General features: G+C 46.7%; 19 protein-coding genes and 1 pseudogene. All 20 read right to left on the bottom strand.

Annotation, left to right across the window (positions count from 1 at the left end; genetic code table 11):
• Nucleotides 1-570 (bottom strand): hypothetical protein (locus PSI14_RS18755; protein WP_273577516.1); only part of this gene is annotated, 570 nt, incomplete at its 3' end.
• Complete coding sequence (locus PSI14_RS18760) at nucleotides 563-1,042, bottom strand: hypothetical protein (RefSeq protein WP_273577517.1); 480 nt, start codon at nucleotides 1,040-1,042, stop codon at nucleotides 563-565. The genes PSI14_RS18760 and PSI14_RS18755, both read right to left, overlap by 8 nt.
• A 125-nt stretch (nucleotides 1,043-1,167) precedes the next feature.
• Nucleotides 1,168-1,455, bottom strand: a complete 288-nt coding sequence (locus tag PSI14_RS18765) for a DUF6694 family lipoprotein (protein ID WP_273577518.1) — start codon at nucleotides 1,453-1,455, stop codon at nucleotides 1,168-1,170.
• Between the two features lie 67 nt (nucleotides 1,456-1,522).
• The gene (locus tag PSI14_RS18770) at nucleotides 1,523-3,451 is read right to left on the bottom strand and encodes a phage tail tape measure protein (RefSeq protein ID WP_273577519.1); all 1,929 of its coding nucleotides are present in this window, start codon (nucleotides 3,449-3,451) and stop codon (nucleotides 1,523-1,525) included.
• Entirely contained in the window at nucleotides 3,435-3,572 is a 138-nt protein-coding gene (locus PSI14_RS18775; RefSeq protein ID WP_273577520.1) for a hypothetical protein, read from the bottom strand. The genes PSI14_RS18770 and PSI14_RS18775 overlap by 17 nt, the downstream gene beginning before the upstream one ends.
• 29 nt (nucleotides 3,573-3,601) lie before the next feature.
• The gene (locus PSI14_RS18780) at nucleotides 3,602-4,012 is read right to left on the bottom strand and encodes a phage tail assembly chaperone (RefSeq protein ID WP_273577521.1); all 411 of its coding nucleotides are present in this window, start codon (nucleotides 4,010-4,012) and stop codon (nucleotides 3,602-3,604) included.
• On the bottom strand, nucleotides 4,012-4,446 hold the full coding sequence (locus tag PSI14_RS18785; protein ID WP_273577522.1) for a DUF3277 domain-containing protein: 435 nt from the start codon (nucleotides 4,444-4,446) through the stop codon (nucleotides 4,012-4,014). The genes PSI14_RS18780 and PSI14_RS18785 overlap by 1 nt, the downstream gene beginning before the upstream one ends.
• A gap of 9 nt (nucleotides 4,447-4,455) precedes the next feature.
• A complete protein-coding gene (locus tag PSI14_RS18790) occupies nucleotides 4,456-5,967 on the bottom strand; it encodes a DUF3383 domain-containing protein (protein ID WP_273577523.1) in 1,512 nt (503 codons plus the stop codon).
• A 2-nt stretch (nucleotides 5,968-5,969) separates the two neighbouring features.
• Nucleotides 5,970-6,467 (bottom strand): phage neck terminator protein, encoded by a 498-nt coding sequence (locus PSI14_RS18795; RefSeq protein WP_273577524.1) that lies wholly within the window; start codon nucleotides 6,465-6,467, stop codon nucleotides 5,970-5,972.
• The gene (locus PSI14_RS18800; RefSeq protein ID WP_273577525.1) at nucleotides 6,391-6,726 is read right to left on the bottom strand and encodes a hypothetical protein; all 336 of its coding nucleotides are present in this window, start codon (nucleotides 6,724-6,726) and stop codon (nucleotides 6,391-6,393) included. The genes PSI14_RS18795 and PSI14_RS18800 overlap by 77 nt, the downstream gene beginning before the upstream one ends.
• The gene (locus PSI14_RS18805; protein ID WP_273577526.1) at nucleotides 6,719-7,315 is read right to left on the bottom strand and encodes a phage virion morphogenesis protein; all 597 of its coding nucleotides are present in this window, start codon (nucleotides 7,313-7,315) and stop codon (nucleotides 6,719-6,721) included. The genes PSI14_RS18800 and PSI14_RS18805 overlap by 8 nt, the downstream gene beginning before the upstream one ends.
• Nucleotides 7,312-7,674 (bottom strand): DUF4054 domain-containing protein, encoded by a 363-nt coding sequence (locus tag PSI14_RS18810; protein ID WP_273577527.1) that lies wholly within the window; start codon nucleotides 7,672-7,674, stop codon nucleotides 7,312-7,314. The genes PSI14_RS18805 and PSI14_RS18810 overlap by 4 nt, the downstream gene beginning before the upstream one ends.
• 14 nt (nucleotides 7,675-7,688) lie before the next feature.
• Complete coding sequence (locus PSI14_RS18815) at nucleotides 7,689-8,648, bottom strand: DUF2184 domain-containing protein (protein WP_273577528.1); 960 nt, start codon at nucleotides 8,646-8,648, stop codon at nucleotides 7,689-7,691.
• Nucleotides 8,649-8,651: 3 nt separating this feature from the next.
• A complete protein-coding gene (locus PSI14_RS18820) occupies nucleotides 8,652-9,131 on the bottom strand; it encodes a structural cement protein Gp24 (RefSeq protein WP_273577529.1) in 480 nt (159 codons plus the stop codon).
• A gap of 2 nt (nucleotides 9,132-9,133) precedes the next feature.
• Entirely contained in the window at nucleotides 9,134-10,291 is a 1,158-nt protein-coding gene (locus PSI14_RS18825) for a DUF2213 domain-containing protein (RefSeq protein WP_273577530.1), read from the bottom strand.
• Nucleotide 10,292: 1 nt separating this feature from the next.
• A complete protein-coding gene (locus PSI14_RS18830) occupies nucleotides 10,293-11,129 on the bottom strand; it encodes a phage head morphogenesis protein (RefSeq protein WP_273577534.1) in 837 nt (278 codons plus the stop codon).
• Nucleotides 11,038-12,435, bottom strand: coding sequence for a phage portal protein (locus tag PSI14_RS18835; protein WP_273577531.1), 1,398 nt, complete (start codon nucleotides 12,433-12,435; stop codon nucleotides 11,038-11,040). Before PSI14_RS18835 ends, PSI14_RS18830 begins: the two co-directional genes overlap by 92 nt.
• Complete coding sequence (locus PSI14_RS18840; protein WP_273577532.1) at nucleotides 12,435-13,658, bottom strand: PBSX family phage terminase large subunit; 1,224 nt, start codon at nucleotides 13,656-13,658, stop codon at nucleotides 12,435-12,437. Before PSI14_RS18840 ends, PSI14_RS18835 begins: the two co-directional genes overlap by 1 nt.
• Nucleotides 13,639-14,052, bottom strand: a complete 414-nt coding sequence (locus PSI14_RS18845; protein WP_273577533.1) for a DNA-packaging protein — start codon at nucleotides 14,050-14,052, stop codon at nucleotides 13,639-13,641. Before PSI14_RS18845 ends, PSI14_RS18840 begins: the two co-directional genes overlap by 20 nt.
• Nucleotides 14,053-14,159: 107 nt before the next feature.
• Nucleotides 14,160-14,397: pseudogene (locus tag PSI14_RS18850) on the bottom strand (Rha family transcriptional regulator); the annotation flags it as partial.

The raw sequence follows: 14,397 nt of genomic DNA on the forward strand, positions 1-14,397 counted from the left end.
ATGGGATGGTTCTGCTGGCTGGCTCTGGGTTACGGTTGGTTTATGTTGATAGGTAGGTTCTGTATTTTTATTAATCATACCGATAGCTATTCCAACCAAAGCTATTACAACAGTTATCGTAATGCCGAAAAAAGTTAATTTTGTTGATAAGCCAGACTGAATACCAGAAATGGCTGTATTAATTCCATCTATCTTACCCTGCATACCTTCAAGCTTTCCATCTATCTTGCCTTGTATAGCCTCAAGTTTTCCATCAACAGAGTCCATTTTTCCATCAATCTTTGATGACAAAGCCTGCATCGTGGCATTAAGGTTGGCTAACTGAACATTTTGCTGTTCTCTCCACTCTGCCATATCTTTCTTCATGGTAGCAGCTACAACATCAACTTCGGCTTTGTTAGCCCTCAGGAGGGCTTCAAGTTCTGTCTTGGTGAAGTTATCCGACATATGCTCCTCCTTATTTCGTGATCCAATACCTCTATCGCTATCACCATATCTTGTATTGTCTGTATATTCCACCATGATGGGGACAGGAACAAGATACACTTTATTATATTTATCATTAAACATTTTCACCCCCGCTAGAAACTAGATGAGGCGGGGTTTTTACTACATTGAAATAATATGAGTTCTGATCTATTTTTTCCCCATTACTATTTCTTAGTGTCACTTTGATTTCATATACTCCTTCTTCGGGAGTATAGACAACAGGAAAATGAGCAATAAAAGATGAAGATATTGTGTTTGTAAAAAATTCACTTTCTTTTGCTATAAACTCCTGTCCCTCTCCACCGTAAGGATTTCCAACATGTTCAAGACAGCTTTCCCCATCGAATATAATATCAATATTTGTACTGTATTTTGCGTCTCTCTTTAGGCCAGTGAAGCTCAGCGATAAATAAATAGATGGATAGTTGGGGAACTTAGATAAAGCCTTTGCTAGTGAAGGCTTAATTAGCTCTGTTTCTGCGGTAATGTTTTCCCCGTTGTTATCTAAAGAGATTATAGGGAATACCGTAGCGATTTTCTCTTTAACTTCCATTACATCACCCAATGTTAAACATTTTCCACATTTAACCACTGAACCAATGATAAGTGTTAATGATTATTTAATCAGCAACCCCAAAATGTGAGAGGGGCTTTACAAATACGCAAAACCCCTGTTGCTTACTTCTTCTCATCCATAGCGATGATTTCTTTGGCAGTCTTGCCGCCGATCAGTTTGTTGATTGCTTTTACCTTATCTTCTTCGTTGTCTGTTACTAAGCGAGCAGCCAACCCAACATTAAGAACAGCCGCTTTGAATTTTGCTGCCTCATCTTTATCAAGTGATTTGTAAATAGCTTGCGTAGAAGTCTTTAAAACCTCAGGGTTTGATGCATCTATCTTTAACTCTTTTTCGCCGCATCCAGCTAAAAAAACAGCCAAGATAATTGGTAATAACAATTTTTTCATAATGATTCTCTCAAAAAAAGATTGATGATTAATTAAACCACTAAGAAACTGCAATCGGAAGCAAACTTTACCCAGCTCCGTTAGTCAACTGGCTTTTTGTATTATAGCCAGCAGCTTTTAATGCTTTACTGAATCCATCAACAGACCGCTGAGCTACAGCCTCAGAAGACCCGCCTGTTACTGATTGATGTATAGTGACATTTCCGTATTGGGTACCCTGTACAGCGCTATTAGTGGTATTGCTAGCATTAGCAACAGCACTACCGATAAATCCCCCTGAGCCAGCCATAACAGAAGATTGAATATTTTTAAGATCATCATCACTAAAACCAAAGGTGGGTTCATCTGGTTTTGTATTTCCAGTAAAAAAGTCGCTTACAGCCTTAATCTTAGCAGCCACTTTGTTGTAATACTCCATCACCCAATCCAGCGCGTCCTTAAATGGTTTCTTAATCAGTTCCTTCACCTCAGCAAACCGTTTGCCAATGTCATCAACGAATTTACTCACGTCATTTTCGTTCAGTCCGAATAGACCTAAAACGAATTTGAACGCCTCCTTGAATGGTGTGATTATCAGATCGATAAGTAAGTCAAACACCTTGCCGAGTTTCTCAGTCCATGTTGTCGAATCATCGGAGAAGATGTCGTACAGGCCAGTAACCAGTTTGAAAGCAGCTCGGAACGGGTAGGTGAGCAATCCCCAGATAAAACTGAATATATCCCCTATCTTATCGATAAACCGATCTGCATCCTGTTCATTCATGCCAAACTGTTTGAGGATATATTTGAAGCCGTCTCGGAAGAACCCCTTAATTTTCTTCCATGTATCCGCAACCAGCTTCCAGAAGCCACCGAATGCCGATTCACCTGTGGTTATCCATTGGTACAGGTCATACAAGACGTAAATAAGGCCGGCGATTAATGCGATCACCAAACCTATGGGATTCATCAGAAGTGCGCGTCCCAGCCAGAGAAAGGCCTTACCCGCCGAGAGTACCAACTTGATAATCGTTGTTATCGGGGAGAATAAAAATGACAGCGCTTTAGCAAAGCCCAATGCGCCTTTTGTCACCATCAGAAACACATTGGTGCCAAACATTATCCCTAACATGCCGCCGATCAGTTTTATCGTGGTCTGCATCTCACCGGAAAGATCGTTCCACCACTTCTTGATGTCCTTTATCCATTTGATGCACGCCCCCCAGAAATCACCGAACAGGGAGTCTCCACCGTCAAGGTAGACCATCAGGTCATCGAGTAGCAGCATCAACCCGGCTATGGCCGCAATAACCCAGAAAACTGGGTTGGCAATGAAGGCCATGATTGTGGCACGTTTAACTATTGCCAATACGCCTGCCAGCACTAGCAGCGCATTCTTCCAGCCAATTGTACCACTGATAGCCTGATCCACGGCTTTCACTGAATTCATGACAACCTGAATGACTTTGCCACCTGTTTGGATAACTCCGGTTAGCCCCTTAGTGATTAAATCTTTGTTTGAGGTTATCCAGTCATTGAACTTTTGTACGACTGCCGTCAGTGACGGAACCAAATTCAGTGCAATTTTGGTCTTAATTGACTGAATCGCCAGCCCCGTTTTCTGCATCGCCTCCTGATACTCGTCAGCCTGCGCCAGTTCCTGCTTTGAGATTTTGTACAACAACCCCTTTTGCTCTGCTAACTCTTTCGCGCCTGCCAGTGATTCGTTAATGAATCCCATCACCCTGACTGTCGCCATACCAACAACAGCAGTTACACCGACTGCCAGTAATTTTAACTTATTCAGTGAGCCTTGAGCTTCTTCGGCTTTCTGCCCCACTTCTTCGAGGTTGCCAGAGGTGTTATCACCGATATCATCCAGATTCTGATTAATCCGGTTAGCCTCATTCGCAACCTGTACCGCAGCAGCAGCGAGGGCAACGATGACATCATTGATTTTGGCTGCCTGTGTTGTGTCCACGCCAATGCTGACGAGCAGCTCATCGATTTGCATCATTCGCCCTCTTTTGAGACAGCAACTCTTCGACGTAGGCTTCATGGAAATCCAGCACGTCTGATAGGGTCGCTGTGGTTCTTAGGTCATGGCCTGTGTATTTACCGCGTAGGATTGGAGTCATTTTCAACCAATCCACATCGGAGGAGGAACTTACTTGCCGAGGATCGCCGAGAGATTGATATTTTTCGCAGATGCGACCCCAGCGGGCAAAAAATCCGCGAAATGGAATTTCACCCCGTCAAAAATCACCTGAAAATAATGGGAGCGGTGGGCGTTCCAGTGGCTATTAGCGGTATCCGATTTTTGCAACAGAATGGTTTCGCCTGACTCATCTGTGACCGTGACATATTTCAGGATGAATTGTTCAACCCCTGCCATTTCCGGCGAGCCGATATTGGACACAATCGCCCCAATATCCACATCAACGAGGGGCTGGCCCGTCTCTGACATTCCGGTCGTTTTGATACAGCCTTTCAGTAAACCAATCAGCTTCATTGCGTGATTTTTGGCGTCCATGAAGTTGCTCTGACGGTGTTCGTAAGTGATGTTATCGATAATCATTAGTTATAAATTCCTTTCTTCAATTTCATGGTCGAGGTTGTGGCTTTCAGTATCCATGTTGTGCTGTTATGCGTTGTGCCACGGGTCGTCGTTGGCGGTGTGGTGAAGTAACATCCTTCCAGCATAATCTCATCACCATTGATGATATCTTTGTAATAGGCATGCAACGGTGAGAACGCTTTCGGTGTGTTTATCTGGATATTGCGCAGATTGTTGAGGAATTCATTGTCAGCGCAGTGTTGCAGCAGTTTGAGAGTGAGTATCATTCCTTTGTTACAGGTGGCAACGAATACCCCGTTACCGTTCACGCCATAGGTAATGTCGCCATCATCACCCACAGGCGCTATATTCAGCGCATCACCTGTATTTTCATAACCCGTTATCTCATAACCAGAAATGGTCAGGATTGACTGGGCGTGATTATATTGAGCCATTTATCGTCCTTAGCGGTTGAATTGGATTAGCAGATCAACGGAGTGAATAGCACCCGCCAGCTTAATTGCACACATAATCGGCATGGCTTTACGTTCTTCACGAACAGCCAATGATTGCAGGTCATAACTGTCAGAATAGAAATAGAACCCCTCGTCCAGTCTGTCACCGTAGGTCAGTTCACCCACATCATTTCCACGCCAGAGGCCACCAGACAAAAAGCCATTGCGCACGAACTCATTACCAATGACGTTCAGCGCCCCAATCAGCATGGATTGACCTTTATCAGTCTGTGGTATTTTGGTTGGATTGCCCTGTAATGTTGTGAATGCCTGTTTCTGGCACGCATCCAAAAATGCATCCAGTCCCACAGTTTCATCAATGAACACGCCGCCCAGCATAACGCCCTCAGCCAGCATTGATACACTGTCATAGTCGGTATAGAAGTTCACACCCAAGCGACGGCATTTTTCCGCATCTGACAATGTTACCCGGTCATCAGAACGCACAGTTGATTGCTGCTTGAACTTGACGGTCTTCGCTGAATTCTGCGCGTTCCAGTTAGTAGATAATGCAATCCCCAGCAGAGAAACGGCGGCGTGGTCATCACCTGTTTTGTTGTACTGCACCATCAGGCGACCTGATTTTTTGTCATACAATTTTTTCAGGATATTGTTATTGTCCCAGTCCAGCAGATCATCGCGCAGAGCAGTGTATGCCGCGACTTTCATTTCAGCAGATGCCACCCACGTATGCACATCATCCAACTGCTCATCAGTGATAGCATCAGCAAAATACACGCCGTACCAGTCCTGATACACGTTCTGGAGTTTATGCAGTGCTTCGGATGGCAATTCCTGTTCAACCGTAACCGCCGCTTTGCCAACGATAATCGAGGCTTGTCCGTCTTCCAGTTTCAGCATATTGCCGACATAGGTTCCCACATTTGACTGAGTGGTATAGCCTAGTTTGGTCGAGGGATAGGCTCCGGCTGCCTGTGCCTGAATGATGACCCGATGTCCTGTGGCATCCCAGATAACAGACAGGTTACTGTTTTCAGGCAGGCCCTTTTGTATAACACCCGCGATATCAGAAAAATCAATCGTCCTGCTGAAATCCAGAGCGGAGAGGGAGATATCTTTACCACCAACATTCAGCGTCATTGATCCATCAGTAATGGCCTTAAATGCGTTGATACCCGCTGATATTGTCGAACCTCGTAGTGCGTTAGCTGTGGCGGGGATTTCCTGCTTCGTCTTCGCCCAACGACCGATTACGGCACGTTTTGGGGTAGGACGTACAGAAAACAGCGATTGCGCCGCTTTGTAGGCCTTTGATTTTGTCCCGAACAGGTTCGCCACATCCTGCGCACCGGACACAATAACGTAACGTGTCGTGTCATCCGTAAACGCACCCCCGATTTCAGGCGTGAAAATGGCGACCATGCTCAGATCACGGCGCTGTGCTGCCATTGCCTGTGGCATGATCTGAGCATTGACCACCTCTTTAATAGATAAGCTCATTGCTAATCCTCGTAAACAGTAATATCAACCGTTCTCGCCTGATTCATTGGCGTTTCTATCCGGTGGATATGAGAGAGAGTTAAATCGATTTGCGCCCGCTGTTCTTTGCCACCCGCAATGGCAGTAGGCAGGTTTCGAATCTGGGATTTCCTGACCAGTCCAGCCCCGATACGGGTAAGTAGCGATTGCGCGTAACTGGTTCTCAGAACAGTGGCGAGTTTTTCAATAATGAGATATGAGTTTTTGCCGAAGGCGTTGACAGACACGATAGTTTCACGAGTAACGGTGATGATTTCGACTTCCCTGTCTGCATTGAACTTGTATTCCTCGCCTATCAGTTCCGATGTCACCCGATTGACCGTAATAAAATGGTTCATATCAGAGATATCAGTTTCACCGTCACCATCCAGTACTGGCAATTCCTTACGTGATTTCAAAACCGTCGCTATCGTCTGCCTGACTGCCCTCATATCGAGTTGCGAGAGAGTCGTAGTATCCATAGTCATTCCAGCGTGCGTTACTGACGATGCGCCAGCGGTAGCCATTCCAGAAGAGCAAGTCTTTCACTTTCACTTCTTCCTGAGTCAGTACTTTAATGGTTGGGTTATAGCGATCCCCCTCCGGCAGGATTTTCAGGTCATCCTCTCCGGCTGGGAAAACGATACAGACCAGTTTTCGGCTATTCCCATCAGGCGATGTGAATTCATGCTCCTGTCGGAAGAATTCGTCATCGAAGATTTCATCAACGAAACTATCCATCTTCGCGTACCTCATAGGTTATTGACTGGAGAAGTTGCCCATTGTCGATAAGAGCTTTAGATGATTTCTTGCGTTTAATCGTTTTAGGGCTTAACGGTGGCGGTATTCCAGTCATGATTTTTGCCTTCACATCACCTGCAATCATTCCACCAACTTTATCAAGAGCAACGCGAGGATCTCCGTCATTCAAAAGTTCTGACTTAATTCCTTTTGCTAACTCATCAGCGTACTTATCCTTATTTTCATTCAGCGTAGAGCGCAGAAATGAACGTTCTGGAATTTTGATTGTATGAGCAGGCACACGGTGAGTACTGGCAAAGTTAGCTTTGGATGCCTTGACGAACTTCCCTTTCTCAGCAAAAGAACCATCGGAATTCACTTTGCGATAAACTGTTACCGTCTTCGCTGGAACATTTATTTCTGCACCAAACTCATGAGCCGCAGCAATAGTCACCATGCTTGTGCCGTCTTGGTCTGAGTTCTTTGAAGCAGGAATGCCCACAACGATTTTCTTCTTACCCAAAGCCCTTATCCGGGCTTCGAGCGTCTTGAATCCATCCCCTTGAAAATTGCCAGAGTTTCTAATCATCGCACCACCAATATATGTCGAGAGACCAGTTTCCGCAGACTCAAATATGTCTGACCGTAGGTACTGGACGCATAACCCTCATGGTTAGCCCCGAACCCCGCATCAGGCGCAGAGTAGCCGACGGATAATCCACCCGCCGATTTGCTCATTGCTATCTGTACGGGTTTTCCGTTGCTGTTACCGCTGCGGGTTAATGCGCCAGAAACATAGAGGAGGTGAGCGGCCAGCGCGTGCCGCCCTTGTTCGTAGAGCCTATTCCACACTTTGCTGCTCATTTGGTTAGCAGCATCCTGTAGCGCTATCTCGATGCGATTTTTGCCAACTTTGGCAAATTCGGGGTAACGGGTGAGAAAATCCATGTTACCCCCTGTGGTTATGAGCTTTTGTAATCTACGTACACAGCAGACTGTGGCTGCTTCCACATTGCACCACCGAACGCAGAGCGATAGCCGCACTCGAAAGTTAACAGATCACGAGCACGAACAGGCAGTAACTCAGGCATGTGAACTTTCATTTCGATATATGCATCATTGTACGTGTAAATTGCTAAGCGGGTTTTGCCCTTAATAATTCCTTTTGCGAAGTTCGAAGGAATTTTCACAAATGTGATGCTGAATGAATTGTCGTTTGATGCCTTGCGCAATGCCGCCATAATGCGATCCATTGCTGATACTGGCAGAAGGTCGACGCCAACAATCACACTATTGGTGTCGAATTTCTGCATTGCCAGCATGAAATCACGCGCATCCATCGCAACGTGTGTAGGCTGAATGCGATAACCGGACTTGGCCCACGCTACGTTATAGGCATCGAGAACCATGTTAATGAACTCTTCCGCCGTCATATCCTTGATAGACTTGCCTGTTACTTCGGTGATTAGCTGGACTTTTGAGCCAGTTAGCAAACCTTCCTGTCCTTTGACATCTTCATGACCAACGTAACCAGCATATTGGATAGTCGCCATTGCGTTGGCGTACAGGTCATCTTGCTTCTGCGTTTGCAGGTTGATGTTGAGGCGGGCGATCTTCTCCAGTTCTTGCTGAGTCCAAGTCGCCGCTTTAGCCCACTGACCCACCGGTGCTTTGTGCCACTCGATATCGCTATCGATAGTTTTCAGTGAGTTAGTTTTGTTACCGATGATGCCGTCTTTCAGTGAACCCATAACATCAGTCACACCAAAATTAACGTACTCAAGGGAAAAATCCAGCCCTTCCGCAATCGGTAGCGCTTCACCGATATTCAGTTCAGGGAGTTCCTTTTCTTGCAACTCCATATCGCGTTCTGTCAGCGCTTCTTGCAATACCTCTTCAAAGTATGCGGTTTCCATAGCCATCTATTACTCTCCTACTTTTTGAGTGTAACCAAGGGTGATAGCCACGCAGTGATTACCGGCGCTAACTTCTTCAACCCAATAACCTAAATCGATGTTGCCTTTTGCCGTAGTAGTCACTTTTCCTGCGTTCTTGCCGGTTGCAACAACATACGCCTTACAGCCGCGAGTAAACTCATCGCCTTCTACTGCTAACGCGCCTACGCAGTCACCGTGAGAGAAATGGCCCACGTTTAATTGCTTGTTGTGTGGCGCTTTGTCACCGTAGATATCACGAACGACAATACCGTGAATCACATCTGTAAGGGATGATAGGGCCTTCACGCCACCTTCTGGATTCACCGCAACGAAAGTACCGTATGGCAAATCTGTTTCAGTGCGGTTTTCTTCACCCCAAACTTTGTCGTTTGAGCTGCTCGCCCGCTTGATAGAACCGGGCTTAATCGTGCCTCTTTCGGCATCCCAATCTGTAAATCCAAATGCCATGATTATTTACCTCCGAAACGTTGAGACGCTGACTTTTTCGCTGCTTGCGCTGAGTCAGTGAGAATGTGTGAACCAATATTGCTGCGTGGTTTTGATGTCGCCTGAACAGCCGCGTATGCCGCGCGGATTTCATCGTCAGACATCGCCTTGACCTGAGCGTCGTTAAACACTTTGGTGCTTAACAGAACTGCCGCCCGTACATCACGCGAGGATTTGGCATCGTTGAAATTCACTTTCGGAAAACGGGTCTTGGCATCGTTCAATGTAGAACTGGTGTCACTCTCATCTTTCAGCTTTTCCAGTTCCTCTTTGAGCGAGGCGTTTTCTGTTTTCAACTGTTCGTTTTCGGCTTCCAGTGCGGCTATGCGTGCGTCTTTGTCATCCGTACCACCAGCAGCCGGATCGTCATCATTTGGCTTGGGTGGAAGTGCTGCACCTTTTGATGCTTCCAATTGAGCTTTTAGCTCCGCCAGTTGAGCCACGATTTCCTGCGCTTTCGCTGTGGTCTCTGGTGCTGCATTGCCTTCCAGTTCTTGCAGTGTTTTTTCCAGTGCATCAATCATGCCGATCAGCTCTTCCTCGGTCAGAGGTTGCCCCTCGGCATCCTTGATTCTCTTGCCTTTGAGTAATGTGATGGCATCTTTCAATGTCTTGATCATTGGCTTACCTTTTTTGTCGTTTAATCTATATCGGGAGCCGTAGCGTCCCTCAGCTACTACCGCAACATGATTGCCGCGAATATTAATTTGATAGAGCTGTCCATCACGCTCTTGGATTTCTGCCGGCTCATAACCAACTGAAACTTCTCGAACATCGGTGTTTTCCAGTACCTTGATGGCATTGGCATCAGTCAGGTACACATCACAGATGACATTTTCGCCATCCATGCGGACGTTCTGAATGTGCCCAACGGCTGTTTCTTTGTGATCATTGACGGTCACTTCTCCGCTGTCAGGGTGTGTCAGCGTGAAAGGCAGTCCTTCAAATGACTGGAGAGTTTCAGATTTGGAAAGTTCGTCGAGAGTGCGATGGAGGGTGATTTTCTTGTTGGCATCACTGCCAGTTAATCCGATTTCGTGTCCGTAATATTCTATTGGGCCAGCGCGGGTGATTGTTGCAGTGGTCACAACATAGCCCTGCGGTGTTCGTTTCCACGTCATATTAATCCCATGAGACTTTTGGAAGAGCCACGCAACGACACTGATAGTCTGTGCCGGGTGCGCCTTCATATCCTTTGATACTTGAGCGCTTCTTCCATGTTTTGCCGCCATCGTCTGAATAGACGGTGGGATCTGCGTATTTGCAGGTTTTACCATTCAGGGCGACATGGGTTGCCCGTTCTCGCTCATCACCCGCACCACCCCATTCATACAGGTCGAGACCCAGCGCCTTTTGCCTTGTCTCGGTCAGGGCGGCATTGAGTTTCGCGGTCTGGTCACGGGCGATAAACTTAGCCCGGCTTTGCGTTACCTGTCCGCGTTCACGAATGAGTGAAACCAGATTTTCATGCCGTCCGCCTTTGGTGAGGTTAGAGAAGACCTTCTCCCCAATATCGTTGATAAAATCCGTTTGTATCGACTGGATTAAATCCACATTCTCTTTCACTGCACTTTCGAGATGATCTTTTACTGCGCCATCACCCAACATGCCTGTCAAATCAACCCCAAATACAGACTGGTAGGTCTTTTGTGTCTGCGACTTATTTTGCTCGTTGGCGCGTTTGACCATGCCAAATGACAATCGCCTTGCCATGTCAGCAATGGACATATTCGCCAGTTTCTGGATTGCTCGTGAGAGTCGTGCGGTAATTGAGAGGGGAGGTGAATCTGGTGCGTCGTTCAGTATTGGGCGTTGCAGGTCTTCTATCACGACATCCTGCATCATCGAAATAAACGCAATTAACTGGTCACGATACCAAACCTCCGTTCGCTTGCTGGGTGTGGGTGGGCGCATTAGCCTGTTGCGGGATTTGAGCCGCCCCTGCTTGCGCTCCAGCATCTCTTTCAGGCTGATTGCTCCATTGCTCATTATTTACTCCTGCCAATGAACTAATATCCTCTTCTGTAACCGTGGTCAGAACGCCGCGAGCAACCATTTCACGTAATGCTATGTCTTCGGGAAGAAAGCCCGCCTGAACCATTGCTGTGAATCCCGTTGCATACTGTCCAAATCGGTTCGCCTGTTCTGCTTCGTTGACGCTGTAGATAGAGGGGTAGGTGTAACTGATTTCAACATCAACCGTTAGCTTGTCGAGAATGAACTGATCAACGAAGTCCTGCATGGGTCTTAGTCGAGCTTCCTGTAATCCGTTTATCGTCTCGTAGTACGCCTTGTTGTCCTCTTCACCAGAACTGAACCCACTGGCAGACTGACCAAACAGAATGGTAATGGGTCTATCCAGTGCTCCAGCTAGCACGTTCATCATTTTGGTAATCACATCAGAGAGGCCAGTAAACTGAGCCGTTTTTTGTTCATAGCGACTTTGCATCGTGCTATCACCCGCATCCATCAGCATCATTCCTGTTGATGATTTGGTCTGTTTCATTACACGGGCATATTCGACAACCTGTGCCTCTTGCCCTGAGTCAATCTGATTGTTTAGGCCGGGCAGGAATATTACATCAACATTTGCCTCTTGGATGGTATCGCCAGTACTCACGACTGTTGAGTCGAAAATTTTGATGGATTCATAGGGGGCTTGCAGATCTGATGTCCCAAACTCTGGTATATCTTTGATGCTATGCTGGCCCAGCTTTGTACGATGACAACGCGAATGATGGAACCGCAATTGCTGGCTGCCAATACTGAGCTGATAGATCTGCGGGTGTCCAAAATGCGGTGATACAATATCGGAAATAACATCACTGGCTGGCGTGTATTCTCCTTTCCGTAATACCAAAAATTTGATGATATCTTCTGACCGGAGATCTAGAGGCTCACTAATCATCTCATCAGGGCAATCAGTCACCGCAACAATCAGTGAATCCCCCAGCAATGATGCCCATGTCAATGCATCACGATAGATGCCGTATACGTCTATCTCACGCTCGGTATCTTCTATCTGTGTTTTTAATGTTTCGTCGATATCACCGGATAGATCACGGGGTAGCTTCAACATGTCATAGGCAGTTTTGTTAATATACTTCTGAACTACCCATGAGCTTTTGTACATCGCCAGCAATTCTTTATCTGGCACATCAGACTTATTGCTTGCGTATTTTATTGCTGCCACCCGTTCACCGAGTGATGTCATCATACTATGCAGGCCATCAGTAAGACGGCCTATGAATGTATTTTTTGCCATTACATGATGTCCCATACAGTTGTGCGACCCTTGATATACCCATCCAGCCCATAACGCGCCGCATCCCAACAATGGTTATTTGCATCTTCAATCACCGGGAGAACTTCACCTGTGATACGGTCTGTCTTGTAGGAGTAGAGCCGAGCCTCTTTTGCTGTGTGCTCACAGCGTGGATGAATAATGATTTTCGTGAAGCCGCGCAGGTAGCTTATGCCGTCTTCCACACTGCCTTGCCACTTTTTAGCCGCGGCAATATTGAATCCCTGTCGCTTGAGATAGCTAATAGTTTCCGGTCGAGCTGAATCGGCTTTGATTGGCCATTTGCGAGACCCCGGCACTTTGTCGTAAAACGCTGGCATGTGGTCGAGTTCCACCCCAACACCGTAAGCCTCACGGTCGATATACAGACAGTTATCTAAAATAAACATGCGAAGTAGCGTGCTGGGGTCTTTAGCGAAGCCAAAATCCCCGCCGAATAATAGGCGGTCGGCTTTCTGCCACAGGTCATCAGGGAATGATTCGATTTTGTATTTGTTCGCCAGTACCTGTTTATCCGAGTTCTCCAGATACGCCCCTTCCCAAATCCACGCGTACGTGGAGGCATCCAGTCTGGCCTGATCATTAACGCGTTCCTGTTCCAATACATCAGGGAACCACGGGTTATCGCCATAATTCATTTCAACAATGCAGGAGTTATCCGGTGGAGATTGGCGAAAACGTTTATCGGTCGGACTGCCATTAATTTCAGGGTTCCATGTGATCCAGATTTCTGAACCGATTTCACGTACAGTCGGGATCAGCTTTCTCCATGCAACCTCAGACACTGATTCAGCCTCATCTATCCACGCTATCAAAATGCGAGCCTTTGACTTGATGCTGTCGAGGTTATGGCGTAATCCCGCGAACACATACCAGACTCTACGGTTTCGGGTTCGGATATAGTTCTCACCCATCTCATAGTAGTTATCCAGCCACGGCTCAGCCCGGATAGCTTGCTTGACTTCTTCCATTGAGGATTCAGACAACGAGTTCATGTATTCACGCCCACAGAGGATAACGCCTTCCACTCCAGCCTCGGCGAACATATAGCCCCGGATAGCGGTCATTTTGGCGAATGAACGCGTCTTGGCTGATCCACGCCCACCGTATGAACCCCGATAACGATAATCACCACTGAATACCGGAATGAGTTTGGGCGGGAGTTCAATTCTCGCTATCGTCATTCTGACCTCCGGCAACCAGAATCACCTTGGTGGGTTGCGGGGACATAGACCCATCAGGGGAACGGTGATCGATTTCCTGCTTATCAGAGTAGCCGTGGTTAGCCAGCATCAGCTTAGTGATTGTGGCATTGAAATCACCCGACAACCCCTTGTTAATCAGCTTGCTTTCCTGTAGCGCCAAAATCCCTTCTAACGTGTCCGAAAACTCAGAATTTAGCTTGGCATACTCATAGACAGTGGAGCGGGCAATACCCAAATAACACGCCAGTCCTGCCACACTGGGGATGACAGCTTCATGTTCAGTGTAACCGCCATACAGATACTCTTTTGCCTTAGCGATTAGCTCATCATTCAGCTTGCTAGGGCAACCAACTTGATTTGTTTGTTGTCCCATGTTTCCTTTCCCCATAAATTAGAATAAATAACTGCCCCGTTTTATATAACCCCGTACTTTTTTAATCGGGACTATATAAAGTTCTGCATAAGTCACTCGTCACCGCCCTAAATATGGGCGATTTCCTTTTTACTGCCGCCAACCAACCCAAGTGCCATCTGACCAAGATCATCAATCAATCTTTCAGCCTTATCGAGAGTAACCAGATCATCTTGTCGCTTTCTCAGTCTGCGGCCTGCATCAGAGGAATCTTCATCAGACGCTCTTTTTGCCAGAACAAGCATGTCTTGCAGTTGCTGGAGGGTAAATCCGAATCCAGATTTCACTTCAAGGTCAGTCATGTGA

Source organism: Xenorhabdus anantnagensis, from assembly GCF_028598555.1.
In the GTDB taxonomy this organism is placed as follows: Bacteria; Pseudomonadota; Gammaproteobacteria; order Enterobacterales; family Enterobacteriaceae; genus Xenorhabdus; species Xenorhabdus anantnagensis.

Bases quoted from the DNA above. Each gene is read 5' to 3' on its own strand.
- PSI14_RS18760 (WP_273577517.1), bottom strand. From the start codon at position 1,042: ATGGAAGTTAAAGAGAAAATCGCTACGGTATTCCCTATAATCTCTTTA.
- PSI14_RS18765 (WP_273577518.1), bottom strand. From the start codon at position 1,455: ATGAAAAAATTGTTATTACCAATTATCTTGGCTGTTTTTTTAGCTGGA.
- PSI14_RS18770 (WP_273577519.1), bottom strand. From the start codon at position 3,451: ATGATGCAAATCGATGAGCTGCTCGTCAGCATTGGCGTGGACACAACA.
- PSI14_RS18775 (WP_273577520.1), bottom strand. From the start codon at position 3,572: ATGACTCCAATCCTACGCGGTAAATACACAGGCCATGACCTAAGAACC.
- PSI14_RS18780 (WP_273577521.1), bottom strand. From the start codon at position 4,012: ATGATTATCGATAACATCACTTACGAACACCGTCAGAGCAACTTCATG.
- PSI14_RS18785 (WP_273577522.1), bottom strand. From the start codon at position 4,446: ATGGCTCAATATAATCACGCCCAGTCAATCCTGACCATTTCTGGTTAT.
- PSI14_RS18790 (WP_273577523.1), bottom strand. From the start codon at position 5,967: ATGAGCTTATCTATTAAAGAGGTGGTCAATGCTCAGATCATGCCACAG.
- PSI14_RS18795 (WP_273577524.1), bottom strand. From the start codon at position 6,467: ATGGATACTACGACTCTCTCGCAACTCGATATGAGGGCAGTCAGGCAG.
- PSI14_RS18800 (WP_273577525.1), bottom strand. From the start codon at position 6,726: ATGGATAGTTTCGTTGATGAAATCTTCGATGACGAATTCTTCCGACAG.
- PSI14_RS18805 (WP_273577526.1), bottom strand. From the start codon at position 7,315: ATGATTAGAAACTCTGGCAATTTTCAAGGGGATGGATTCAAGACGCTC.
- PSI14_RS18810 (WP_273577527.1), bottom strand. From the start codon at position 7,674: ATGGATTTTCTCACCCGTTACCCCGAATTTGCCAAAGTTGGCAAAAAT.
- PSI14_RS18815 (WP_273577528.1), bottom strand. From the start codon at position 8,648: ATGGCTATGGAAACCGCATACTTTGAAGAGGTATTGCAAGAAGCGCTG.
- PSI14_RS18820 (WP_273577529.1), bottom strand. From the start codon at position 9,131: ATGGCATTTGGATTTACAGATTGGGATGCCGAAAGAGGCACGATTAAG.
- PSI14_RS18825 (WP_273577530.1), bottom strand. From the start codon at position 10,291: ATGACGTGGAAACGAACACCGCAGGGCTATGTTGTGACCACTGCAACA.
- PSI14_RS18830 (WP_273577534.1), bottom strand. From the start codon at position 11,129: ATGCTGGAGCGCAAGCAGGGGCGGCTCAAATCCCGCAACAGGCTAATG.
- PSI14_RS18835 (WP_273577531.1), bottom strand. From the start codon at position 12,435: ATGGCAAAAAATACATTCATAGGCCGTCTTACTGATGGCCTGCATAGT.
- PSI14_RS18840 (WP_273577532.1), bottom strand. From the start codon at position 13,658: ATGACGATAGCGAGAATTGAACTCCCGCCCAAACTCATTCCGGTATTC.
- PSI14_RS18845 (WP_273577533.1), bottom strand. From the start codon at position 14,052: ATGGGACAACAAACAAATCAAGTTGGTTGCCCTAGCAAGCTGAATGAT.